General features: G+C 58.2%; 22 protein-coding genes. 15 read left to right on the top strand and 7 right to left on the bottom strand.

What is annotated here, in order from left to right; genetic code table 11:
• Window positions 1-4 precede the first annotated feature (4 nt).
• Window positions 5-1,687, top strand: a complete 1,683-nt coding sequence (locus tag BCF11_RS15710; protein ID WP_098495559.1) for a BBE domain-containing protein — start codon at window positions 5-7, stop codon at window positions 1,685-1,687.
• A gap of 55 nt (window positions 1,688-1,742) precedes the next feature.
• Here the strand turns inward: BCF11_RS15710 and BCF11_RS15705 are convergent, their stop codons facing one another.
• The gene (locus tag BCF11_RS15705; protein ID WP_098495558.1) at window positions 1,743-2,222 is read right to left on the bottom strand and encodes an Lrp/AsnC family transcriptional regulator; all 480 of its coding nucleotides are present in this window, start codon (window positions 2,220-2,222) and stop codon (window positions 1,743-1,745) included.
• Between the two features lie 123 nt (window positions 2,223-2,345).
• Between BCF11_RS15705 and BCF11_RS15700 the strand changes: the two genes are divergently transcribed.
• The 5 genes from BCF11_RS15700 to BCF11_RS15680 all read left to right on the top strand — a co-directional run bounded on the left by BCF11_RS15700 (window position 2,346) and on the right by BCF11_RS15680 (window position 7,687).
• A complete protein-coding gene (locus BCF11_RS15700) occupies window positions 2,346-4,415 on the top strand; it encodes an aminotransferase class V-fold PLP-dependent enzyme (protein ID WP_098495557.1) in 2,070 nt (689 codons plus the stop codon).
• Window positions 4,416-4,562: 147 nt separating this feature from the next.
• Window positions 4,563-5,216 carry a TetR/AcrR family transcriptional regulator gene (locus BCF11_RS15695; RefSeq protein WP_098495556.1) on the top strand — a complete coding sequence of 218 codons (654 nt, stop codon included), beginning with the start codon at window positions 4,563-4,565 and terminating at the stop codon, window positions 5,214-5,216.
• A 143-nt stretch (window positions 5,217-5,359) separates the two neighbouring features.
• Window positions 5,360-6,025 carry a protein-L-isoaspartate O-methyltransferase gene (locus BCF11_RS15690; RefSeq protein WP_098495555.1) on the top strand — a complete coding sequence of 222 codons (666 nt, stop codon included), beginning with the start codon at window positions 5,360-5,362 and terminating at the stop codon, window positions 6,023-6,025.
• An 8-nt stretch (window positions 6,026-6,033) separates the two neighbouring features.
• Window positions 6,034-6,357: a rhodanese-like domain-containing protein gene (locus BCF11_RS15685; protein ID WP_098495554.1), complete on the top strand. Its 324-nt coding sequence runs from the start codon at window positions 6,034-6,036 to the stop codon at window positions 6,355-6,357.
• 28 nt (window positions 6,358-6,385) lie between these two features.
• A complete protein-coding gene (locus tag BCF11_RS15680) occupies window positions 6,386-7,687 on the top strand; it encodes a TolC family outer membrane protein (protein ID WP_098495553.1) in 1,302 nt (433 codons plus the stop codon).
• A 112-nt stretch (window positions 7,688-7,799) separates the two neighbouring features.
• On the opposite strand, the gene BCF11_RS15675 is transcribed toward BCF11_RS15680, so the two are convergent.
• A complete protein-coding gene (locus tag BCF11_RS15675) occupies window positions 7,800-8,444 on the bottom strand; it encodes a TetR family transcriptional regulator (protein ID WP_098495552.1) in 645 nt (214 codons plus the stop codon).
• Between the two features lie 279 nt (window positions 8,445-8,723).
• On the opposite strand from BCF11_RS15675, the gene BCF11_RS15670 reads away from it, so the two are divergent.
• Genes BCF11_RS15670 through BCF11_RS15660 form a run of 3 tightly spaced genes read left to right on the top strand, consistent with a single transcriptional unit; the run spans window position 8,724 to window position 14,537 of the window.
• On the top strand, window positions 8,724-9,935 hold the full coding sequence (locus tag BCF11_RS15670) for an efflux RND transporter periplasmic adaptor subunit (RefSeq protein ID WP_098495551.1): 1,212 nt from the start codon (window positions 8,724-8,726) through the stop codon (window positions 9,933-9,935).
• An 11-nt stretch (window positions 9,936-9,946) separates the two neighbouring features.
• Window positions 9,947-13,099, top strand: a complete 3,153-nt coding sequence (locus BCF11_RS15665) for an efflux RND transporter permease subunit (RefSeq protein WP_098495550.1) — start codon at window positions 9,947-9,949, stop codon at window positions 13,097-13,099.
• Entirely contained in the window at window positions 13,092-14,537 is a 1,446-nt protein-coding gene (locus BCF11_RS15660; RefSeq protein ID WP_098495549.1) for an efflux transporter outer membrane subunit, read from the top strand. Before BCF11_RS15665 ends, BCF11_RS15660 begins: the two co-directional genes overlap by 8 nt.
• Window positions 14,538-14,668: 131 nt before the next feature.
• Here the strand turns inward: BCF11_RS15660 and BCF11_RS15655 are convergent, their stop codons facing one another.
• Both BCF11_RS15655 and BCF11_RS28510 read right to left on the bottom strand, forming a co-directional pair.
• Window positions 14,669-15,283 carry a 2'-5' RNA ligase family protein gene (locus BCF11_RS15655; protein WP_098495548.1) on the bottom strand — a complete coding sequence of 205 codons (615 nt, stop codon included), beginning with the start codon at window positions 15,281-15,283 and terminating at the stop codon, window positions 14,669-14,671.
• Between the two features lie 118 nt (window positions 15,284-15,401).
• Window positions 15,402-15,524 carry a hypothetical protein gene (locus BCF11_RS28510; RefSeq protein WP_255407825.1) on the bottom strand — a complete coding sequence of 41 codons (123 nt, stop codon included), beginning with the start codon at window positions 15,522-15,524 and terminating at the stop codon, window positions 15,402-15,404.
• Window positions 15,525-16,057: 533 nt separating this feature from the next.
• On the opposite strand from BCF11_RS28510, the gene BCF11_RS15650 reads away from it, so the two are divergent.
• The 6 genes from BCF11_RS15650 (at window position 16,058) to BCF11_RS15625 (ending at window position 20,872) form a co-directional block, all read left to right on the top strand.
• A complete protein-coding gene (locus BCF11_RS15650) occupies window positions 16,058-17,068 on the top strand; it encodes a 3-oxoacyl-ACP synthase III family protein (protein ID WP_098495547.1) in 1,011 nt (336 codons plus the stop codon).
• A gap of 24 nt (window positions 17,069-17,092) precedes the next feature.
• Window positions 17,093-17,314: an acyl carrier protein gene (locus tag BCF11_RS15645; protein ID WP_098495546.1), complete on the top strand. Its 222-nt coding sequence runs from the start codon at window positions 17,093-17,095 to the stop codon at window positions 17,312-17,314.
• Window positions 17,311-18,369, top strand: coding sequence for a ketoacyl-ACP synthase III (locus BCF11_RS15640; protein WP_098495545.1), 1,059 nt, complete (start codon window positions 17,311-17,313; stop codon window positions 18,367-18,369). The genes BCF11_RS15645 and BCF11_RS15640 overlap by 4 nt, the downstream gene beginning before the upstream one ends.
• Entirely contained in the window at window positions 18,362-19,126 is a 765-nt protein-coding gene (locus BCF11_RS15635; RefSeq protein ID WP_369827858.1) for an SDR family NAD(P)-dependent oxidoreductase, read from the top strand. The genes BCF11_RS15640 and BCF11_RS15635 overlap by 8 nt, the downstream gene beginning before the upstream one ends.
• Window positions 19,123-19,755 carry an acetyltransferase gene (locus BCF11_RS15630; protein ID WP_233212499.1) on the top strand — a complete coding sequence of 211 codons (633 nt, stop codon included), beginning with the start codon at window positions 19,123-19,125 and terminating at the stop codon, window positions 19,753-19,755. The genes BCF11_RS15635 and BCF11_RS15630 overlap by 4 nt, the downstream gene beginning before the upstream one ends.
• A gap of 103 nt (window positions 19,756-19,858) precedes the next feature.
• Complete coding sequence (locus tag BCF11_RS15625) at window positions 19,859-20,872, top strand: aromatic ring-hydroxylating dioxygenase subunit alpha (protein WP_098495543.1); 1,014 nt, start codon at window positions 19,859-19,861, stop codon at window positions 20,870-20,872.
• A gap of 73 nt (window positions 20,873-20,945) precedes the next feature.
• Here the strand turns inward: BCF11_RS15625 and BCF11_RS15620 are convergent, their stop codons facing one another.
• From BCF11_RS15620 to BCF11_RS15610, 3 genes are read right to left on the bottom strand one after another with little or no spacing between them, the layout of a single operon-like run.
• Window positions 20,946-21,734, bottom strand: a complete 789-nt coding sequence (locus BCF11_RS15620) for a YdcF family protein (protein ID WP_098495542.1) — start codon at window positions 21,732-21,734, stop codon at window positions 20,946-20,948.
• Window positions 21,735-21,736: 2 nt separating this feature from the next.
• Window positions 21,737-23,086 carry a lipid IV(A) 3-deoxy-D-manno-octulosonic acid transferase gene (waaA, locus tag BCF11_RS15615; protein ID WP_233212498.1) on the bottom strand — a complete coding sequence of 450 codons (1,350 nt, stop codon included), beginning with the start codon at window positions 23,084-23,086 and terminating at the stop codon, window positions 21,737-21,739.
• Window positions 23,083-23,964 (bottom strand): Kdo hydroxylase family protein, encoded by an 882-nt coding sequence (locus BCF11_RS15610; RefSeq protein ID WP_098495541.1) that lies wholly within the window; start codon window positions 23,962-23,964, stop codon window positions 23,083-23,085. Before BCF11_RS15610 ends, waaA begins: the two co-directional genes overlap by 4 nt.
• Window positions 23,965-24,024 lie beyond the last annotated feature (60 nt).

Genomic DNA, 24,024 nt, shown 5'->3' with positions numbered 1-24,024 from the left:
TAGCATGTCCGATTTTGTACAGGTAACCAATGAAGATCGCCGCCATGAAGCCTTGCAGAAAGGTTTCAATCTGCGCTTCCCTGCCGCCCCCGATGCCGGAGCCGGCAGCATCTACGTGTGCAAGACCTGGCAGGAAACCTTGCAGGCTGCCAATGCCGCGCTCAAAAACGGCAATCGCATCACGGTGCGCAGCGGCGGCCATTGCTACGAGGGTTTCGTCTCCAACAAATTATCCGCTGGCGAAAAACTGGCCATCATCGACGTCGGCCTGATGACCGGCATGGATTACTCCCGCAATGGAGACTTGGCGTCCCAGGTCCTGCCGGCCAATCCGGCCCGGTACAAATTCAGGGTATCCGCCGGCAATCAAAACTGGGATGCATATGTCGACCTCTACAAGCGCACCGGCAAGACGTTGCCGGGCGGCACCTGCTATTCGGTCGGTTCCGGCGGCCACATCGTCGGCGGCGGCTACGGCTTGCTGTCGCGCCTGCATGGCTTGACCGTCGACTGGCTAGCGGGCGTGGATATCCTGGTGCCTGACAGTACTGGCACAGGGCTGACAGCCAAGCATGTCAACCTGGCTTCCGACGGCGTCGAGCGCGACCTGTTCATCGCCTGCCGCGGCGCCGGCGGCGGCAATTTCGGCATCATCCTGAACTATTACTTCAAGGATTTGCCGGAAGCGCCGAAAGAAGCTTACTTCCTCGCCTTGAGCTATGCCTGGGACGACCTCCAGCAGGCTGGCGGCGCCAGCGCGCTGAAACGCCTGCTGGATACCTATGGCGAATGGTTCGCGCGGCACGACAGCGAGTGGAATGCGCCGAACAACGGCAATGGCGGCTTGTTCACCCTGTTCAAGCTGAATGCGCGCGCGGCCGGCAATATCGGCCTGGTGATCCAGTACACCGATGTCGACGGCAATGTCGGCAACGGCAAGGACGGTCCGTTCATCGATTTCGTCAACGCCATGACCAATATCCCCGGGCTGCCCGCGCGCCTCAACGACGCCTTCATGGAACCGAATATTGCGCCTAAGCGCAGTAAGAATGCCGGCATGAACATGCGCGCCCAGGACCCAGTCGGCAACGCACGCCGCATGGACTGGATTGCGCTGACGCAGATGTTCAACGGCTCCGGCGACAACCGCCGCGGCAAGTACAAATCGAGCTATCAGATCAAGCCGACACTGGCGGCGCCGGTTGCCGGCAGCGACCAGCTGTGGGAAGTGCTGTACGTCTACGGCAACGATCCGCGCCTCAACGCCTCGCTGGTGCAGATCGATTCGTATGGCGGCGCCGTCAATGCATTCATGGGCAGCCATGAAACCTGCGTGCCGCAGCGGGAGTCGATTTTGAAAAGCCAGTTCCAGACCTACTGGACCGATGCCGCCGACGACGAATTCCACATGGCCTGGCTCAGCCGCCTGTTCCATGCCTACATCCTGGCTTATACGCCCGAAGCCAGCGCTGGCAAGCCCTATCCTTCGAGCGACTGGCAAGGCTGCTACATCAATTATCCCGATGTCGACATGAAATACAGTGACCCGGCGCACACCAGGGTCGATCCGCAATGGCCGGCCCTGTACTACATGGACAAGGCGCAGTTCCTGGTTGCGCTGAAACAGAAAATCGATCCGGGCAATCTGTTCCGGCATGAAATGTCGATTCCGCTGCAAATGCCTTGACGGCCGGCCCGGCGACACAAAGCGGGAAGAAAAGGCCGGATTCTCGGCAATCCGGTCAGCCGGTCTTCGCTATCAGCCCCAGCGGCAGCGCGGTGGTGGATTTGATCTGTTCCATCGAGAATGCCGATGACACACTATGCAGCTGGGTAATCTTGATCAGCTTCTTGTAAAAGGCGTCATAGCCCTGGATGTCCGTGGTGACGACTTTCAATAAATAGTCGACATCACCGCTCATGCGATGGAATTCCTGCACTTCCGGCAAGGCCATCACCGCCGCCGCGAACTTCGACAGCCATTTCTCGTCATGCTGGCCGGTGCGCACGCTGACGAACACCGTCACCGGCAAACCGATCTTCTCTCGGTTGACGATGGCGACGCGGCGCTCGATATAACCCTCTTCTTCCAGCCGCTTCAGGCGCTTCCAGCATGGCGTGCTGGACAGATCGATCTTTTCGCTGAGCGCGGCGACGGACAGGCTGCCGTCGATTTGCAGCGCCGCCAGGATGGCGTGATCAAATTTATCAAGTGCGTTCATGCTGTTTTGTAATATATATAGGTATAAATATTCTCCATTTTAGCAAAATTCCGGTATTTTTAGAATGTCTTCATCCCTCAGAAACAGTAGACTATTTACAAGCTTACTGTCCGATGAAAAACCATGATTGAAATTTATCTCGACGCCAACGCCACCACCGCCGTCCTGCCCGCCGCGATTGAAGCGGCCGCCCGGACCATGAAAGAGTGCTTTGGCAATCCCAGCAGCAGCCATGCCACCGGCATCCAGGCCAAGACCCTGATGAGCCAGGTGCGCCAGCGCGCCGCGCGCCTGCTCGGCGTCGGCGCCGGCCGTCTGATGTTCAACAGCGGCGCCACCGAGGGCATCCAGACCGCCGTTCTGTCCGCGCTGTGCGCCTTGCGCGAACGGCAGTCGGCCGGCCAGACTATCGGCCGCTTCCTGCTCTACGGCGCTACAGAACACAAAGCGGTGCCAGAGAGCCTGGCGCACTGGAACCGTTTGCTGGGCTTGCATCTGGAATTGAAAAAACTGCCGGTCGACCAGCATGGCCAGCACGATCTGGCAGCCCTGCGCCAGCTGGCCGGGGATGCCGCGCTGGTTTGCACCATGGCCGCCAACAACGAGACTGGGGTCATATCCGACCTGGCGCAGATAGAAGCCGTCTTGCAGCACAGCGGCAGCGACGCTTACTGGCTGGTCGACTGCGTCCAGGCGCTGGGCAAGATGCAGCTGGACCTGGCGGCGACGCGCATCGACTACGCCACGTTTTCCGGACACAAGCTGTATGCGCCAAAAGGCATAGGCATGCTGTATGTGCGGCCGGGAGCGCCTTTCACGCCATTGATCATGGGTGGCGGCCAGGAATCCGGACTGCGTTCCGGCACCGAAAACATGGCTGGCATCGCCGCCCTCGGCGCGGTACTGGGCGCCCTGGAAAACGGCGTCACCTTCCGCAGCCACCAGCAGCTGCACGGCTTCAGTGCACGCCTGGTCGCCAGCTTGCGGATCGCCTTTCCCGACATCGTGTTTAATCAGCCGCTGGAAAAGACCCTGCCGACCACGCTCAATTTCTCCGTGCCGGGACTGGCCAGCAAGGAATTGCTGGACCTGTTCGACGCCGCCCAACTGCGGGTCAGCTCGGGCAGCGCCTGTTCCGCCGCCAAGAGCGCCCCCAGCTATGTGCTGGAAGCGATGCAGTTGCCGCACTGGCGCAGCAGTTCCGCGATCCGCATGTCGTTCGGGCCGCTGGCCGACGACGCCTTCATCAGCGCTGCCTGTGCGCGCATCGAACATTGCGGCCTGGCCTGGCGCCAGGGCGCTGCCGCCTCCATGCCATCGGCTGCTGCCGACCCGGTGGTACGCTTCAATCTGGAAGGCGCCAATGCCTGGCTGGTGGCGGATGACGCCAGCCGCAGCTGCGTCATCATTGATCCATCGCCATTGCTGGCGCCTCGGCTGGCCAGCCATGTGCGCAACCACGGTTATCAGCTGCGCGCCATTCTCAGCACCAAGGCGCAGCCAACGCAGGAAAGCGCTCTGCTCGAACTGGCCCGGACGCTGGGCAACGATGCCGGACCTGACGCCGGCAACGATGCCTTTGGCTGGCCGGCGCCGGGCAGTTCCGAGCTGGTGCTGGGTGCACGGAAATTCCTGTGCAAGAGGCAGGGTGAGCACCAGGTCTATTTGCTGGGAAGCGCCGGAGACGAACAGTTTGCCCCACATTTTGCCTTCATCGGCGCATTGCCGGCAGCGGCGATCGAGTCCACGCTGATCGAGCCGGACACACTGCTATGTCCGGCGCGCGATGAAACCAGCCGGCTGTGCACCAGCCTGCGCGCCGAGCAAAACCCTGCGCATGAAGAAAGCGCCAGCGGCATGCACCTGGAAGCCGCCGCACTTGAGCAATTCCTTGCCGCCCATCCGGGCGCACTGCTGATTGACGTGCGCGAGGCCTATGAACAGGCGGCAGGGATGACTTCGGCGCCCGGCCAAACGGTCCTGCATGTGCCGCTCAGCCGCCTCACCTCCCATCTGAGACTATGGCTGCGCGGTGCTCCCGTGCCGCTGGTGTTTTTCTGCCGCAGCGGTAACCGCAGCGACAAAGCCGTGGCTTGCCTGCGCCGGCTCGGCTACCAGAACGCCTGGAACCTCAGCGGCGGCCTTGCCCTGGGTAATCCGGCGCTCAGTCTAGACTACCCCACGGCAGCCTGAAAACAGCCGTTTTTTACACCGCCCGCAGCCTTTGCCTCTAAGACCGCAGGCGGCTGCCTTGCCCCGCCCATCACACAAGTTGACACTCCGGGCATTGCCGCTTACATTACTGACTCTTAAGTCAGTTATTTGCAAAACCAAGGATTCATGAACTGCCCTTTCAGCTCCAAACCCCGTTGGGCGCGCCGCAAAGAGGCGCGTCCGCAGGAATTGCTGGCGGCCGCGCTGGATATATTCGTCGAGCGCGGCTTTGCCGCCACCCGGCTGGGCGACGTCGCGGCCAGGGCCGGCGTCTCGAAAGGGACGCTGTATCTGTATTTCGAGAACAAGGAAGAGCTGTTCAAGGCCGTGGTGCGCGAAAACATGCTGCCGATCCTGGATGAAGCCGAAGACATCATCGACGGCTACGGCGGCAGCAGCGCCGACCTGTTCCGCGAGCTGATCCTGGGCTGGTGGGAGCGTATCGGCGCCACCAAGGTGGCCGGCATCACCAAGCTGATGATGGCGGAGTCGAGCAACTTCCCGGAACTGGCGACGTTTTACCGCGAAGAAGTCAGCGTGCGCGGCGACGCCATGATCGTGCGCATGCTGGAGCGCGGCGTCGAACGCGGCGAATTCCGCGCGATCGACGTGCGCCAGACTGCCAACGTGGTGATCGCGCCGGTGATCATGCTGATGATGTGGCAACAAGCTTTCAACCCCTGTCATGCGGAACCGCTGGATTCGGCAAGCTATCTGGAAAGTTTCATCGATTTGTGCCTGAACGGCTTGCAGAAGTCGCCGGATCCGGCTTCTGCCTGAGCATGGACCATGCCGAGGCGCCGTAAACCGTGGATTACCGTTGCACATCGGTGTTTTGCCGGGTTTGCCGCAGCCTGCGATAGGTTTTTGAGGGTGGCCTTTGATAGAATGAGCCCTTTATTTTTCATTACCGAGCCTTAACCATGAATATCGAACAAGCCCGCTTCAATATGATCGAACAGCAAATTCGCCCGTGGAACGTGCTGGATCTGGACGTTCTGGAATTGCTGACGGTAGTCCGCCGCGAGGATTTCGTGCCGGCCGCCTACAAAAGCCTGGCATTTTCCGATACCGAGATCCCGCTGCCGGGCGCCAACGGCGAAAGCATGCTGGCGCCGAAGGTAGAAGCGCGCTTGCTGCAAGAAGCTGCCGTCAAGAAGCATGAACAAGTGCTGGAAATCGGCACAGGCTCGGGCTATATGGCAGCTTTGCTGTGTTACAAGGCAAGGCACGTCACCACGGTGGAAATCGATCCGGAACTGAAGGCGCTGGCCGCCGGCAACCTGGCTGCCTATGGCATCACCAACGTCGACGTCGTGCAAGGCAACGGCGCCCAGGGCTGGGACCAGAGCGAAACCAAGCGCTTCGACGTGATCGTCATCTCCGGCTCGCTGGCGGTGCTGCCGGATGCCTTCCTCAAGCAACTCAATGTCGGCGGCCGCATCATCGCCATCGTCGGCGACGCGCCTGTGATGCTTGCGCAGATCATCACCCGTACCGCGGACACCAGCTACAGCACGGTCAACCTGTTTGAAACCGACGTCAAGCCGCTGCGCGAAGCCGCTGTACATTCACAGTTCAAGTTCTAATCGAGCCTATGCAACATCTAACCGCCTCAGAACTGGCCGCCTGGATCGCCGATCCGCAGCGGCCGACGCCGTTGTTGCTGGATGTGCGCGAACCCTGGGAATACCAGACCTGCCACATCGCGGCAGCGCAGCTGATGCCGATGCAGACGGTGCCGGCGCACCTGAACGACCTGGAGGAAGAGCAGGCCATCGTCTGCATCTGCCACCACGGCGCACGCAGCATGCAGGTCGCCGCCTTCCTTGAGCGCCACGGCTTTTCCGCGGTAAGCAACCTGACCGGCGGCGTCCATGCCTGGGCGCAGCAGGTTGATCCGGCCATGCCGACCTACTAAACCTGCCGACATCGCTGCGGAGAGTGTAATGCGCAATACCCTGATTGCCTCCTTGATTGCGAGCGCGTTGCTGACCATGAACGCGCAAGCCGTAGACCTGGTGCAAACCTACCAGCAGGCGCTGGCCAACGACCCGGTCTACACCAGCGCGCGCTATGCGCTCAGCGCCGGCAACGAAGCCAGCGTACAGGGCCGCGCGGCGCTGCTGCCGGTGGTCGGCTTCGGCGGCAATTACAGCCGCTCCGGACAATCCTGGAACACCATTACCAACAATTACAGCCTGCAGCTGACCCAGCCGCTGTTCCGGCCGGCCTACTGGCAGCAGTACCAGGAAAGCAAGCTGTCGGTGGCCGCCAGCGAGGTCAGGTTCGCCCAGGCGCAGCAGGATCTGATACTGCGCGTCAGCCAGGCTTACTTCGATACGCTGACGGCGCAAGACGTACTGGCTTTCCTGCAAGCGCAGCAAAGCGCGATTGCCGAGCAGCTGGCTTCCGCCAAGCGCAATTTCGAAGTCGGCACTGCCACCATCACCGATACCAATGAAGCGCAAGCCAGCTACGATCTGGTGATCGCGCAGGAAATCGCGGCGACCAATAACCTGGAAGTCGCGCGCAACGTGCTGCGGCAAATCATCGGCAAACCGCCGGCGCCATTGGCGACCTTGCGCCCTGGAGTGCAGCTGAGCGGGCCGCAGCCGGCTGCGATAGAGACCTGGGTCAGCAGCGCCGAGGATCAGAATTTCGGTGTGATCGGCCAGCAGATCGCGCTGGATACGGCCAAGTACGACATCAAGAAAAGCCGCGCCGGCCATTTGCCCACAGTCGACCTGATCGCCAGCCGTGCGCACTCCGATGTCAGCGGCAGCGATATCCCTTTCAACAATATCTCGCAGACGGCCAACTCGATCGGCGTGCAGTGGACCATTCCGCTGTATGCCGGCGGAGCGGTCAACAGCAGCGTGCGCCAGGCAGTAGCGCTGGAAGACAAGGCTCGCTCCGATCTGGAAAATGCGCGCAGGACCGCGGCATTGAATGCGCGCCAGGCTTATCTCGGCGTCAGCAGCGGCCTGGCCCAGGTGAAGGCCTTTGAGGCGGCGGAAATTTCGAGCCAGTCCTCGCTGGATTCCAACCGTTTGGGCTACCAGGTCGGCGTGCGCATCAATATCGATGTGTTGAATGCGCAACAGCAGCTGTTTTCCACGCGCAGGGATCTGGCCAAGGCGCGCTATGACACGCTGATGAACAGCCTCAAGCTGAAATCGGCGGTGGGCACCTTGAAAGAAGAAGATCTGCAGCAGATCAATCTCCTGCTGGCGCCGGCTGTCTATTAAATCCGCCGGCCCATGCATCCGGCCGAAAGCCGCAGCCGGCGGGGCTGCGCGGCCATAGCCACTATCCTGAACCCGCACCCGGCCGCTACCTTGTAAGAGCGGTCCGAAACGTTCAGGCAGGCGGCGTCTTGAGCATGAACGGCGAGGTCTTGAACATGTGGATGCAGTTGTCGACCACCTTCGATACGTTCTCGGTGAGATCGAAGCTGTGCGGGCTGAAGGTCCAGTTATTCAAAATACCAAACAACAGTCCTTGCACCATGACCGCAGCCAAGATAGGATCTAGATCGCGCGGCAGCTGCCCTTTTGCAACCGCAAATCGCAGCAAGCGTTCTATATCGGTACGTCCTTGCAAGAAACACTCATGCTGGCGGATATAAATCGGATCCTGCGGGTCCACCAGTTCGCACTTGTGCAGAACGATTTCAAAGATTTTGCGCGACTGTGGATTGAGCGTCGCTTCTTGCAAGGTAAACAAACATCGGTTGCGAAATTGATTTAACGGATCGTGCGCATTTTCGTCGGCGGTTTTTTCGATCATCGCTTCCATCGGCAAGCGCACGCGCTCGCACATGGCATCGAATAAATCGCTCTTGTTCTTGAAGTGCCAATAGATAGCACCGCGCGTCACGTCGGCTGCACTGGCGACATCCGCCAGCGTAGTGCGCGCCACGCCGTACCGGTGAAACACTTCCGCCGCCGCATCCAGGATGCGGCCACGCGTTTCCAGTGCTTCTTCTTTTGTACTTCTAGCCATTTTGAGCCGACCTCCAAACCGTTACGATAAGTTGTGCATTTGCAGCAAATAATTAAACAGCAACATATACTCAGCATCGCCATTCATGCAAGTCAATACATACATTCGTGCATGTATGTATAATAGCAGGATTCCGGCTGCTCGACCCGCTTTCCGCTAGCGTAGGGTTCCGTAGCCTCCGGTGCACCAAAGCAATTACTTATATATCCTATGTCATTTCCAGAAGCAGAGTCACCTGTCAGATTTGCAGTCTTTCCTCAATTACCGTGCGAGAATTTTATGAATTCAGTTAGCTCTATCAGTCGTCTCACGCGTATCACCCTGGCTGTCGCGGTATTGTCCGCGGTCGCTGCCTGCGGCAAAAAGCCGGACGCCCAAGGTGCGCCACCCCCAGCCGGTGTTTCCATCATTACTATCGCACCGGAACGGCTGGCTCTCACAACCGAATTGCCAGGCCGCCTGGAAGCTACCCGCATCGCCCAGATCGGCGCCCGCGCCGCCGGCATCGTGCTCAAGCGCAGCTTCCGCGAAGGCAGCGACGTCAAGGCCGGCCAGACTCTATACCTGATCGATCCGGCGCCGCTGCGCGCGACCTACGACAGTGCGCAGGCAGCGCTGGCCAAGGCTGAAGCAAATCTGACCACCGCTACGCTGAAAGCCCAGCGCTACAAACCGCTGGTCGAAGTGAATGCCGTCAGCAAGCAGGATTACGACGACACCGTGGCAGCGCAGAAGCAAGCCGCGGCAGATGTCGCCTCGGCCAAGGCCACGCGCGAAACCGCCAGCCTGAACCTGGGCTACGCCACTGTCACTTCGCCGATTTCCGGCCGCATCGGCAAGGCGCTGGTGACCGAAGGCGCACTGGTCGGCCAGGGCGAAGTCACCCAGCTGGCGACCGTTCAGCAGATCGATCCGATCTACGTCAACCTGACCCAGTCCAGCACCGACATCCTGAAACTGCAGGAAGCGATGCGTAACGGCCAGCTGCAAAGCGCCGGCCAGGGCCAAGCCAAGGTCACCTTGGAAACCGAGGACGGCCACGCCTACCCGCAATCGGGCAAGCTGCTGTTTTCCGACCTGACAGTGGATCCGAATACCGGTTCGGTCACCTTGCGTGCCGAGTTCCCGAATCCGGACCATAGCCTGCTGCCGGGCATGTACGTGCGCGCCAAGCTGGAGCAGGCTGTCAATGCCGCTGCCCTGACCGTGCCGCAACAGGCGGTCCAGCGCGACCTCAACGGCGCTTCGGTGTTCCTGGTCGGCGCCGACAACAAGGTAGCAGTGCAGCCGGTGAAAGCCGACACTGCACAAGGCGACAAATGGATCGTCACCGAAGGCTTGAAAGCTGGCGACAAGGTCATCGTCGATGGTTTGCAAAAGGTGAAACCGGGCGCTGTGGTCAATCCATCGCCTTGGAAACCGGGTGCCGCTGCAGCAAATGCAGCCGCAGCCGCCGCTCCGCAAGCTGATTCAACATCTAAAGCTAAATAAGGAGCCTACTGATGGGCAAGTTTTTCATCGACCGCCCCGTGTTTGCGTGGGTGCTCGCCATATTCATCCTGCTCGGGGGTGCTCTGGCGATCACGCAATTACCGGTGGCCCAGTATCCTTCGATTGCACCGCCGACGATTGTCGTCAGCGCAGCCTATCCCGGCGCTACCGCTCAAACCATCGACGATAGCGTTACCAGCCTGATCGAACAGGAAATGAACGGCGCCGACGGCTTGCAGTACATCGAGTCGCAAAGCCAGGCCGACGGTTCGGTCTCGATCACCGTAACGTTTTCGCCGGAAACCAACGCCGACCTGGCAGCGGTGGATGTGCAGAACCGCCTGAAACGGGTGGAAGCACGGCTGCCTGCGGTGGTTACGCAGAACGGCGTGCAAGTCACCAAGTCGCGCAGCAACTTCCTGATGTTCATCGGACTTTCATCGACCGACGGCAAGCTCGACCCGATCGCGCTGGGCGACTATCTGTCGCGTAACGTGCTCAATGAAATCAAGCGTGTGCCAGGCGTCGGCCAGGCCCAGCTGTTTGGCACCGAACGCGCCATGCGCATCTGGATCGACCCAGCCAAACTGGTCGGCCTGAACCTGACACCAGCCGATGTCACCGCCGCCATCACCGCGCAAAATGCGCTGGTCGCAGGCGGTACGCTGGGCGATCTGCCCAGCCCTGGCACGCAGCAGATTTCTGCCACCGTGGTCGCCACCGGCCAGCTGAATACCGTCGAACAATTCGGCAAGATCCAGCTGCGCGCCAATTCGGACGGTTCCATCGTCCGTCTGCGCGATGTTGCGCGTATCGAAATCGGCGGCCAGTCTTACGCCACCGCCGGCCGCCTCGACGGCAAGCCGACTTCTTTCGTCGGCGTGCAGCTATCGCCTACCGCTAACGCCCTGGGCACAGCGACAGCGGTCAAAGCCAAGATGAAAGAGCTGTCCAAGTACTTCCCGGCCGGCGTCCAGTACGAGATCCCTTACGACACCTCGAAATTCGTCAAGATTTCGATTGAAGAAGTGGTCAAGACCCTGGTGGAAGCGATCATCCTGGTGTTCCTGGTGATGTACCTGTTCCTGCAAAACATCCGTTACACCCTGATTCCTACCGTCGTGGTTCCGGTGGCGCTGATGGGTACTTTTGCCACGCTGCTGCTGTTCGGCTTCTCGATCAACGTCCTCACCATGTTCGGCATGGTGCTGGCGATCGGTATCCTGATCGATGATGCGATCGTGGTGGTGGAAAACGTCGAGCGCATCATGAGCGAAGAAGGCTTGTCGCCGCGCGAAGCAACCCGCAAGGCGATGGGCCAGATTACTGGCGCGCTGATCGGTATCACCCTGGTGCTGATCGCGGTGTTCATCCCGATGGCATTCTTCAGCGGCGCGGTGGGCGCTATCTATCGCCAGTTCTCGCTGTCGATGGTGGCTTCGATGGTGTTCTCGGTATTGATGGCATTTACACTGACGCCGGCGCTGTGCGCCACCATCCTGAAACCGGTGGAAAAAGGCCATCATCACGAGAAAAAGGGCTTCTTCGGCTGGTTCAACCGCAAATTCAACGCGACCACCAACCGCTATCAAGGCGTCGTCGCCAATATGCTGAACAAGACCGTCCGCTACCTGCTGGTATATGGCGCCATCCTGATCTGCGTGGGACTGCTGTACACGCGCCTGCCGGCATCGTTCCTGCCGGCCGAAGACCAGGGCTACATCATCACCAACGTGCAGTTGCCTGCCGGCGCCAGCAGCAACCGCACCCTGGAAGTAATCAAGCAGATCGAAGCGTATTACGCGAAACTGCCTGCGGTGGCCAATGTGGTGGCGATTACCGGCTTCAGCTTCTCCGGTAACGGCCAGAATGCCGGCCTGGTATTCACGCCGCTGAAGGACTGGAGCGTGCGCGGACCTGGCGAGTCGGCCGATGCGATTGCGGGCAAGGCGTTTGGCGTGTTCTCGCAGATCAAGGACGCCATCGTCTATCCGCTGAATCCGCCGCCTATCCCGGAACTGGGTAACGCCACCGGCTTCACCTTCCGCCTGCAAGACCGTTCAGGACAAGGCCATGCGGCGTTGACCGCGGCGCGTAACCAGATGCTCGGCATGGCTGCACAAAGCAAGATCCTGGCTGGGGTTCGTCCTGAAGGCCTTGAAGATTCGCCGCAGCTGCAGCTCAACATCGACCGCGACAAGGCGAATGCGCTGGGCGTTTCGTTCAGCGCCATCAACAGCACGCTGTCAACCGCGCTCGGTTCTTCCTACGTCAATGACTTCCCGAACCAGGGCCGTCAGCAACGCGTGATCGTGCAAGCCGATGCGAAGCAACGTCTGCAACCGGAAGACCTGGCCAGGCTGTATGTCAAGAACACCCAGGGTACCATGGTGCCGTTCTCGTCGTTCACCAGCTCGGAATGGATCAAGGGTCCGGTGCAGCTGACGCGCTACAACGGCTATCCGGCGATGAAGATCTCCGGCGGCGCTTCGCCTGGCCATAGCACCGGCGAAGCGATGGATGAAATGGAAGCGCTGACCGCCAAGCTGCCGCCAGGCTTCGGCTTCGAATGGACCGGCCAGTCGCTGGAAGAAAAGACTTCCGGTTCGCAAGCGCCGATGCTGTACCTGCTGTCGCTGATCGCTGTATTCCTGGTGCTGGCGGCGTTGTATGAAAGCACATCGATTCCGCTGGCGGTGATGCTGGTGGTGCCGCTGGGTATTCTCGGTGCGCTGCTGGGCGTTACCTTGCGCGGCATGCCGAACGACGTCTACTTCAAGGTCGGGATGATTACCGTGGTCGGTTTGTCGGCCAAGAATGCGATTCTGATCATCGAATTCGCCAAAGACCTGCAGGCTGAAGGCAAGGGCCTGATCGAAGCGACGCTGGAAGCAGTCCACCTGCGTTTCCGGCCGATCCTGATGACTTCGTTTGCGTTCATCCTCGGCGTGTTGCCGCTGGCGATCAAGACCGGCGCCGGTTCAGGCAGCCAGCGCGCCATCGGTACCGGCGTCATGGGCGGCATGATCACTGCGACTGTACTGGCGGTATTCCTGGTGCCGGTGTTCTTCGTGGTGGTACGCAGTTTCTTCAAAGGCAGCGAACGCCAGCAAAAGCTGCACGATGCCAACAAAAAAATAGATGTGGAGAGTCAGCATGTTTAATATGACAATTGCTGCGTCATTACCCAAGAACCTGACCGGCGCCCTGCTGCTGGCAGGCGTGCTCTCGGGTTGCACCTTGGCGCCGACCTACGTGCGGCCGGAGGCGCCGGTAGCCGGCAGCTATCCGGCTGCGGCTGACGGCAAGGCGCAATACGATGCGGTGGAACTCGGCTGGCGCGAATTTTTCCCGGACCAGCGCCTGCAGGCGCTGATCGCATCCGCGCTGGAAAACAACCGTGACCTGCGCACCGCTGCCTTGAATATCGAGGAAGCACGGGCGCAGTACGACATCACCGCTGCCGACGCCCTGCCTAACTTCAACGGCAACTTCAGCCGCACCCGCGGCCGCACCGCAGCGTCCCAGCTGCTTCCCGGCCAGCCTGCGGTAGGCACCTCTTACCAGGTCGGCTTGAACATGACGGCTTTCGAGCTGGATTTCTTCGGCCGCGTACGCAGCCTGAAAGATGCAGCCCTGGCAAGTTACCTGGCCACGGAAGAAGCACGGAAATCGGCGCAAATCAGCCTGATTTCGCAAGTTGCCCAGGCTTACCTGACGGAACAGTCGTATGCCGAACAGCAGCGCCTGGCGCAGCAGACGCTGGACAGCCGCCTGGACGACTACAAGCTGGACAAGATGCGTTTCGACGTCGGTGCTTCGTCGGCGCTCGACCTGCGCAACTCGGAAACGCTGGTGCAGTCGGCACGCGTATCCTTGGCCACGCTGGTGCGCCAGCGCGGCCAGGCTACCAATGCCTTGGTGCTCCTGGTCGGCAAGCCGTTAGGCGAACTACCGGCGTCGCAATCGCTGTCGGATGAAAAGATCGTCAGCGAAATCCCGGCCGGCCTGCCGTCCGACTTGCTGAACCGCCGCCCGGATATCCGCCAGGCAGAGCAGCAGTTGCGCTCGGCCAACGCGAATATCGGCGCCGCCCGCGCCGCCTTCTTCCCGACCATTTCGCTGACAGCGGGGATCGGCAATTCCAGCAGCTCGCTGGGCAACCTGTTCTCGGCAGGCAGCCGCACCTGGTCGTTCGTGCCGCAACTGACGCTGCCGATCTTTGAAGGCGGACGCAACCGCGCCAACCTGTCGCTGAGCGAGATCCGCAAGAATCTGGCGATCGCCAGCTACGAAAAGACCATCCAGAGCGCATTCAGGGAAGTATCCGATGCGCTGGTCGCCCGCGGTACGTTGGATGAGCAGCTGGCGGCGCAGGACGCTTACGTCAAGGCCCAGGAAGAACGCGTGAAACTGACCGATCTGCGCTACAAGAACGGCATCGCCAGCTCCACCGATCGCCTGAATGCGCAGCGCGATCTGTTCACGGCACAGCAAGCCTTGATTCAGACGCGGCAACTGCGTTTGAATAATGCGATCGATCTGTACCGCTCGCTGGGCGGCGGCTTGAATGAAAATACCGTCGTGGCGGCGAAATCCTGACCTGGGTTCAGCCAACGCACTGATGTAATGAAAAACGCCGCACTTGTGCGGCGTTTTTACTGGTCGCTTTCGTTCAAATAAAGACGAACGCAAAGGATACAGCGCCGGCTACGGAAACGACTCTTAGCTGATCACTGCAGCGGCCAGGAAACCTTCTGCAAGGGCCACCTGCCTAAAATGGAATAAGGAAGATTCTGGCCAATATGGCGATGTAGCAATACGAATTCGCGCACCGTCCACTCTACCGCTGCTACCGCATGGCTGGGAACTGGCTCGGGCTCATACAGCAATGTCACATGAGGCGTCATGCTTGCAGGAATACCCTTAACACCGAAACGGCGCAGCCTGCCTGCCAGACCTTGATGCAGAGTCTCCAAACCGATAACGCCCTCGTCGCCGCAAAGAACAATGGGGTAATTTCCTGACACGCTGGATTTGTTACGAAAGGTCTGGACGTGGTCGAACCGGACTCTAAACGCCGTCTGTTCAATCTGTGAAGCGGCGCCAGTCGCGGCAGCAAGCACATCATGCGGCAGTCCCAGATATTCGCCCAGGATCGCAAGAGTAATGTGCAACTGTCCTGTATGAACCGCTGCGCCGTGCAAATCATGCTCTAGGCGCAACGCCTGAGTAACTTGTTCAATGCGTGTAGCAGCGGGCTTTGCCGGTAAAACGGCAAAAAGCAAGCGGTCTGTCGGTTTTTGCGGATAATCGAAACCGGGCAACGATGTCTTTCTGATAGACATACAATGGGTTTTCCTTCAAAAAATCTGCTTATTCACAGATTACCGGAAAACGCGGTTTTGATCGCAGATGGACGCCTAATCCACATTATCGGGTTGATACCGATCCAGCCAACGCACATCAGCTGGCCGCCACTACCTCGCCAGCTTGCCGTGACTGGCCTGAGCGAATCTTGAACCACAAGATGCCCAGCCATTCATGCAAGGCGTAATCGCTACGGCGCAAGCCAAATGGCGTCAGCAACGCCAAGGTGCGCGCAGTTGCCCCGCGATTCTAGGTTCCCAATCTAAGCAATTGATCGATCACTTGATCAACCCCTGCTTTCCAGTTATGGGAATCTACGTCTAGTACGTCCGAAAGCATCGCCATTTTGAGGCGCGAATTTTCTAGACGTCTGACTGGAAACAGATACCGCGATGGGTACAAAGTGAATTTGCACAGGATTCGACTTAAGCGCTAATTCACCAACATGGGCTAGATTAACAGTATGGAACGCGGGGCCATGGGGGGATAGGTCTCCCGTAGCAGTCAAATTGCAAACTCCACTGTTCCGTGCCAGGGCATCGAAAGCAACACTTTAGTTGCGGAATCAGGGCAGAATAAAGTTTTATTTTGACAATGCTAAATAGATGAAAATTAAGCAATCAAATAGGGGAGTTTTATAATGAGCTTGTGAAATCGGTTAAAATAGTGGCCTATTGCACTTAATAACAAACGCCCTGCAGAGTAGCACGGCCCCTGGTAGGTGCTGCCATATTCCGAAGGTGTTAATTATAATGAATAGAGCTAGAGTTGTCGCTATTACGCCTTATCTACCAGATTCCGTTGTCAGCAATGAGGAATTGGCGACACTGTTTCCCGAATGGACTGCGGAAAAAATATACAGCAAAACGGGAATTTCCGAGCGCCGCATATCGGCACCAGACGAAACTGCAGCCGACCTTGCGTTTCACGCAGCCGAGTCGCTATTTTTGTCGCATGACATTGATCGCTCCAGCATCGACTTTGTTTTGTTGTGTACACAGGCGCCAGACCACATTCTGCCGACCACGGCGTGCATTTTGCAAGAGCGGCTCGGTTTGCGCAACGATATTGGCGCAATGGATTTCAACCTGGGCTGTTCGGGGTTCGTGTATGGCTTGTCGCTGGCCAAAGGGCTGATTGAAGCCGGCACCATAAAGCGTGTATTGCTGCTCACGGCGGATACTTATACGAAGTTCATTCATCCGCTGGATAAAAGCGTGAGAACAATTTTTGGGGACGGCGCTGCCGCTACCCTGATAGAGCGGCATTCGTCGGAAACAAGTGAGATCGGTCCGTTCATTTTCGGCACCAACGGCGCTGGCGCAAAAGACCTTATAGTAAAGACTGGCGGCGCACGATTGCCGCGCATTTTGACGCCCGCACAAGAGTATTCGGATAACTCGGGCAACACGAGATCGGATGATCATCTGTTCATGGATGGCGCGGCCGTGATGACTTTTACACTCAAAGTGGTCCCGAATCTGGTGGCAAGTCTGCTGGATAAGGCGAACCTCACGATTGATGATATTGATCACGTGGTGTTCCACCAGGCAAATTCGTTTATTCTTGAGGCCCTGCGCAAGAAATGTCAAATCCCGGTTGAAAAATTCGTGGTGCATATGCGCTATTCAGGCAATACCGTATCGTCAACCATTCCAATAGCGTTGAGTTCGCTGAGTACTTCGAGCGACAAGAAACGCAAAGTGATGGTCGTAGGATTTGGTGTGGGCCTGTCTTGGGCAGGAACAATAATTGATTATTAGATTGACTCTTAGATAGGTTGGTAAATGGAAAAGTTATATTCTGAATTGGCGGACATCCTTGAAGTTGATCGTGCGACGGTCGGCCCTCAGCTGTCATTGGTCGAGCATGTGTGGGATTCCCTCGCGATTATTTCGACAATTGCGATTGTCGATGAGCTCTACAATGTGACACTGGACGGAGCAGCGCTCGGCAAGTGTGAAACAGTAGCCGACATCGAGTCGCTTATCACTCAGGCAAATGCATGAAAACAAGTCTTGACTTTGGTAGTGCATATCGACTCGAACGAGTCGCGATGCGCGGTGTTGTGACGGTGTTACCCCGGCATGAAATCGACAACCAAGGTTTCGTAGAACGCTTTGGCGCGGATTCGGTGCACGATGTCGTTAAGATGATCGGTGTGCAGACCCGGTACTGCGTGGAGGACGGAGTAACGACTTCTGATTTGTGCTTTCAAGCCGCACAAACGCTACTGGGTCGCCTGGGCTGGGACAAGACTTCCGTTGACGCCCTCATTTTCGTGTCCCAGACACCGGATTATCGCTTACCCGCAACTGCCTGCGCCTTGCAAGGCCGGCTGGAGCTTGGCAATACATGCGCGGCATTCGATGTTAACCTCGGATGCTCTGGCTATACCTACGGCTTATGGCTTGCTTCCACGTTGGTGCAGGGCGGTGCGCGACGGGTTCTACTATTAGCCGGTGATACCATCAGCAAGACCGTGGATCCCAGCGACCGGGCGACAGCGATGCTGTTTGGCGATGCAGGTACGGCGACAGCTCTGGAATATGATGAAGCTGCTGCGCCGGCGCATTTCGTCGTCGGCACGGACGGCAAGGGCGCCCGCAACCTGATCATTCCACAAGGCGGAGCTCGGGCACCTGATAGGCAAGATGCCCGCCTCGAAGGACGAGACCTTGGCTGCCTCTATATGGATGGCGGCGAAATTTTTAATTTCACGCTGAAATCCGTACCCGGCCTGGTGGCAAACACTCTTGAGTTTGCCGGACATACCGTCGATAGCGTGGATGGCTTTCTGTATCATCAGGCCAACGAATTCATGCTCAAGCATCTGGCGCGCAAGTCCAAGATCCCGCCAGAAAAATTCCATGTCAATATCGGGAAATACGGAAACACCAGTAGTGCATCGATCCCGCTATTGCTGACAACAAGTCTGCAAGAACGGCTCAAAACGCCAACCACATTGCTGATGGCTGGTTTTGGCGTCGGTTATTCCTGGGGTTCAGCGCTGTTGAAGATAGAGTCGCTGGTTTGCAATGAAACGGAATTCTATGATATTTGATTCACAAGCTTTCGCAGGCAAAAAATATCTGGTGACCGGCGCTTCCTCCGGCATCGGCAAGGCTACGGCTATCGGCCTCGCGGCATGCGGCGCATCGATTATTGCAATGGGCCGGGATGAAGTGCGTACCCGTGAGACGATTGCATTGCTGGCCCCTTCGGCTGATCACCAAGTCATGATTGCCGATTTTGCCGACGCCGACGCCGTGGCTACCGTGGTCAAGGACACGGCACTGCAAGCAGGCGGGATTGATGGCGTGTTTCACGGCGCCGGGCTGGAACTGAACCTGGCTATCAAGATGACCAAGCGCGCAAACATTGACAAGATCTTTGCTGCTAGCGTTTTCTCCGCATTTGGCATAGCGCGCGCGCTTTCGTTTCGAGGCGTCATACGAGATGAGGGCGGTTCTTTCGTGCTGATGTCTTCCGCTGCCGGACTGCGCGGCCAGACTGGCATGACGGCGTACTCGTCGTCCAAGGCTGCAATTGATGGAATGGTCCGTTCGCTGGCAGTCGAATTTGCGCCGCGCCGGATTCGTGTGAACAGCATCGCCAGCGGTGGAGTCACCACGGAGATGCATGAGCGCATGTCTAAGGCCCTGCCGGATAGCGCGATGGAAAATTATGAATCCAAGCATTTGCTGGGTTTCGGTAGCCCTGACGATATCGTGTCTGCGGCGATGTTTCTGCTTTCCTCCGGAAGCACCTGGATCACAGGCAGTACCATGGTGGTGGACGGTGGCTATTCGGTGAGATGATGAAGAAATACGTCATAGTCTGCGGCGGCGGTTTCGCCCGCGAAGTAATTTCATGGATTCGCCAGATCGCGACCGGACCGGCGCAAGGCGAAATCGTTGGCATCATTGACCACAGCCCGTCATGCCTGGAGGGTTTCGACTACGACGTGCCGTACCTTGGGTCAACCGCGGACTACCAGCCCCCGGCTGATGTCGAGCTTGTGCTTGCGGTGGGTAGTCCCAAGGCCAAGCAAGAGCTGACGTCCGCGCTCATTGCCCGAGGCGGCAAGTTTGCGACGATCATCCATCCGACGGCAGTGGTGGCTAGCAGCGCCAAACTGGGCACGGGTGTCATACTTTGCCCTTTGTCCGTGGTCTCCGCCGACGCTACAGTGTCGGACTTCGTTACCGTGAACGTGTTGAGTTCGATCGGCCACGATGCACAGATAGGCACTTTCAGCACATTGAGCGCTCATGTTGATGTAATGGGTTTTGCCAAGGTCGGCGATGGCTGCCTGCTGGGTTCAGGAGCGCGTGTCTTGCCCAAGGTCAAAGTTGGCGCGGGCTGCATGATCGGCGCCGGGGCAACTGCAATCCGTGGTGTGCCCGACGGCATGACCCTCTATTCCCAGCCTTCCAAACGGATGTAATCGTCGTATTTTGTAATATATTTTATGTGGAACTATCGGATGCCATCCCCGCAGCGTTGCAAACTATTGTCGTTGACTGAAATATCTGGGCAGAATTCAGGTCATGGAGAAAGTCGTGCTTGAGGATAAATTATCTCGTCACTATTGGCACATGATTGCTCACCGGACAGAGCTCCCTGCGAGCAACGATTTTCTTGTTCTAAAGTGGGCGCATGGCGACATTGTTTTATTTAACGATGCCGATGACATGATCGTGTTCGACAATCTTTGTCCACATCGCGGAACGCGCTTTTTTATCGAGCCGGCCGGCAACGCACCAGCTTATTGCCCTTATCACGGCTGGAGCTATCGTAATGGCGAGGTACGTATTCCAAATCCAGAACGCTTCAAGCCATGTGATCTGACGCGTGCACGATTGAACAAGTTTCAAGTTGACTGGTGCGGCGATTTCCTTTTTTTTGCAATCGAGCCATGCATGTCTCTGGTCGAGCAGCTAGGTAATACATCGACAACCTTGGAAGACATTTCGTTTAATATTTGCGGTCGTGCCGACCTGAATCAGTATGATTTCGAGTGCAATTGGCGCATAGCGCTTGAAAATGCCTTGGAGCCCTACCATATCGATCTTATTCATACGGATTCACTGGGCGTCTTGAAATTGCAAGATGGCGAAAACAAGTTCTATGGCCTCAATTCAGAATGGCGTGCAGAGGTCGGGGATGAGCGACTGGCTAAACGATTAAAGGCAATGCGTCGGCTGTTTTCGATCGATTTCCAATATGAAGGTTATCTAAGTCTTTATATTTTCCCCTATGCGATGCTCTCTTCAACATTTGGGTACTCATATTCTTTGCAGAATTTTTTCCCGTCGGCACAAGCTGGTCACACTCATTTTGCAAGCCGCCTGTTGACAGTACCAACCCCGGCGGCCAGTTCGTCCGCCACTACGGCATTTTTTGAGTCGACCGCAAAGGTCAACCGGCAAGTCTTTAACGAAGACCACGATATTTGTCGCCGCGTTTCTCCTTCTGCCTTGGAAACCCACGACATTCTTTCTGACACAGAAGAAAAAGTCCGTCATTTTCGCAAGGCTCTTGAGCAAGTCCGTACGGCCTAATTAGGAGAGCATTGCTACGCTGAGTTGTTCAGCACATTGTTGATTTCATTTGCTACGTTCAAACCCTGATCAGCTAACGATCGCCAGCTTGCTGTGACTGGCCTGAGAGGATTTTGAACCACAAGATCCCCAGCCACTCATGCAAGGCGTAATCGCTACGGCGCAAGCCCTCGCCCGATGGCAGAAAACTCAGCAGGGTAAGACGGTCGTGACTGAAAAATACGGTCGGTGCAATCACTACATCCAGCCCAGCCTGCGCAAACATCATTTGCGCGCGCGACATATGCATGGCATCCGTCACCAGCAGGATTTTCCTGACACCAGCCTGGCGCAGAATGTCTGCCGAGAATTTCGCATTTTGCGCAGTGTCGTCAGATGCTTCTTCGCGCCATTTTACCGGCACCCCGAAATCATCCTGCAGGCTAGCCGCCATCACTACCGCTTCCGATACGCGGGAACCATCCGGCATGCCGCCGGACACCAATACCGGCAGACCGGTCCGGCGCTGTAACCTGGCGCCGTACGCCAGGCGCGCCAGAGTCCGATAGCTTGGCACATCCTCACCCTGGTATTCAGGGGCATTACCCAGGCGGCCACCTCCCAATATGACAATTGCCTGCGCACCGCCCTCTGAAGTCATTTCCAGCGCCGGCACTCGCCGCTCAAGCGGGCCGACCAGCAACAAGGATCCCATTTCGCTGCTGAGCACAAGCAGCGTCAGCAATGATGCCAGGCTGAGCACCGCTCCAACGCTAGGGTGAGAGCGCCGCAAAAACAGACCCGCAATGCACAGCAAGATCAGATTGGCAGGTAGCAGCAGCAAGCTGCTCAGCACTTTGATGGCTATTACAGTTGCATGCATGTTCAGTAGTTACCCCTGATAAATGGCGTCAGCAACGCCACGGTGCGCGCAGTTGCCCCGCGATGTTGTCGCGCGAACTGGACGGCATGCTCACCCATCGCTAACCGTTGCAAATCGTTCTGCAACAGATGAAAGGCTGCATCCAACATATTGTCGACGTCGCTCACTCGTTGCGCCGCGCCGGCAGCGATCGCTTGTTCGGTGATATCGGAAAAATTGAAAGTATGCGGACCGATCAATACCGGCTTGCCGACCGCGAAAGCTTCGATCAGATTTTGTCCGCCCATCGGTAGCAGGCTGCCGCCGACGAAAGCCACATCGCACATGGCGTAATAAGCGAACATCTCGCCCATCGAATCGCCGACCAATACCTTGACGTGGGCCGGCACCGGCTGCTTGTCCATACTGCTGCGGCGCCATGGCGACAAGCCTTTCGCCGCCGCCATGGCGGCCACTTCGTCAAAGCGCTGCGGATGGCGCGGCACGATCACCACCAGCAAATCGGTCGGCAGCAAACTGAGGTTGGCAGGATCTTGCAAACGCTTGGACAGTTCCGCCAGGATCAATTCTTCCTCGCCCTCACGGGTGCTCGCGCACAGCAGCACTGAACGGCGACCAATCTGCTTCCGCAGCGCAGCGCCAAGCGCCAGCAAATCCGGCGACGGCGTGACGTCGAATTTCAGGTTGCCGGTAATCTGCACATTGCCGCCACCGAGCTGGCGCAAGCGTCCGGCGTCTGCATCGGTTTGCGCACCGACGCAAGACATTCCGCTGGCCGCCTCTGTCATCAGCGTAGCAAAGCGCTTGCCGCGCCGCAGGGAACGCTCCGACAGGCGAGCATTGACCAGCGCCACCGGCACCTTGAAGCGTCCGCACTGGACGATCAGGTTCGGCCACACTTCGGTTTCCATCAACAGGCACAGGCAAGGCGAAAAATGGCGCAGGAAGCGGCCAACCATCCAACCGGTGTCGTACGGCAGAAAGGATTGCAGCACACGCGGCAACTGCCCGAACAATTGCCTGCCTGTGTCTCGTCCGGTCGCCGTCATGTGCGTCAGCAGAATCGCATGCTCGGGATAGGCGTCGAGCAAGGCCTTGATCAAGGGTTCGGCCGCGCGGGTCTCACCCACAGACACTGCATGCACCCAGATGAATTTGCGCGCGGCAAATTGCGATGCCAGCGGCGGATAGAAACCGATACGCTCTGCCACATGCTGGCGGTAGCCCGGTTCCTTGCCGCCACGCCGCCACAAGCGCAGCAATACCATCGGCATCGCCAGCCACCACACTGCGGAATACAGCAAACGGATGCGCCAGGCCCGGCCTGCATCAAAACCCGATGCAGCCTTCATTCGGTCAGCACGCGGCCGGTCAGGCGGCGCAGGATCGCCAATGGGCTGGCGCCCGGATCGTATTGCTTGGCTGCCGGCAGGTGCAAGGTTTGTTCCATCATGTACTGGCCGGCCATTACCGCGTGTGGCGTCTGGTCGGAAAAACATACCCACACTGATCCGGCGGCAAACGGCTGTGTTACTTGCGGACCGTTTTTTTGATAGTCCGGATCGGATTTCATGGCGTCGTGCAGCTGCAGCATCAGATGATCATATTCGCTGCGCAGGGATTTGGTGATGTGCAGGGCATTCAGCGCCTGCGCCTGCCAGCGCGAATAGCTTTTTACGCGCGGCAGGAATCGCTGCGCGACATCTTCGAACGGTTCGCCGACGCGCCAGACGCGCGGCACGCCATCCGGATTGACATTGGCGAACACGCGCAGGATACGCTCGCCGTAATTCGGGCGCGATGGGAAAGCGTCGACATGCAGGCGACGGTCGTCGGCGCGCCAGGACTGGGCCCGGGTTTCCACCTGCATCGGCCGGTAGCTGGTGGGCGCCATGCGCAGTTCGCTGCGGGTGTCGGCATAGGCCGGCAGCAAGGAATGAATCAGTTGCTGCGCCTGGCTGCGGAAACGGCCGATCATGCAGGCCAGCGCGGCCTGGTCGGCGGCATCGCCCAGCGCCCCCTTGAGTTTGCCGTTGGCGTCGAGGCTGATGTTGCGACTTTTAGGGTCGCGGATTGCCGGCGTCAGGAAGCGCTGTTCGTCGGCGGTGAAGGCAAAGCTCAGATGGGGGAAGTACAGTACTTTTCCAGCCTCCAGCGCGGAAATCCAGGCTGAGTTGGGCGTGCTGATCTGCCAGTCGGCAATATCGATTTCAATAATTTGTTGTTCCATGTCCGTATTATGCCGCGTTGCAATGATGGCGTGAACTGCCAAGATAGGTCTTCCCCCGAA

It is taken from the genome of Collimonas sp. PA-H2, assembly GCF_002564105.1.
Classification (GTDB): Bacteria; Pseudomonadota; Gammaproteobacteria; order Burkholderiales; family Burkholderiaceae_D; genus Collimonas.
Note: the sequence above shows the minus strand (reverse complement) of the source record. Positions and strands in the feature narration are given on the sequence as shown.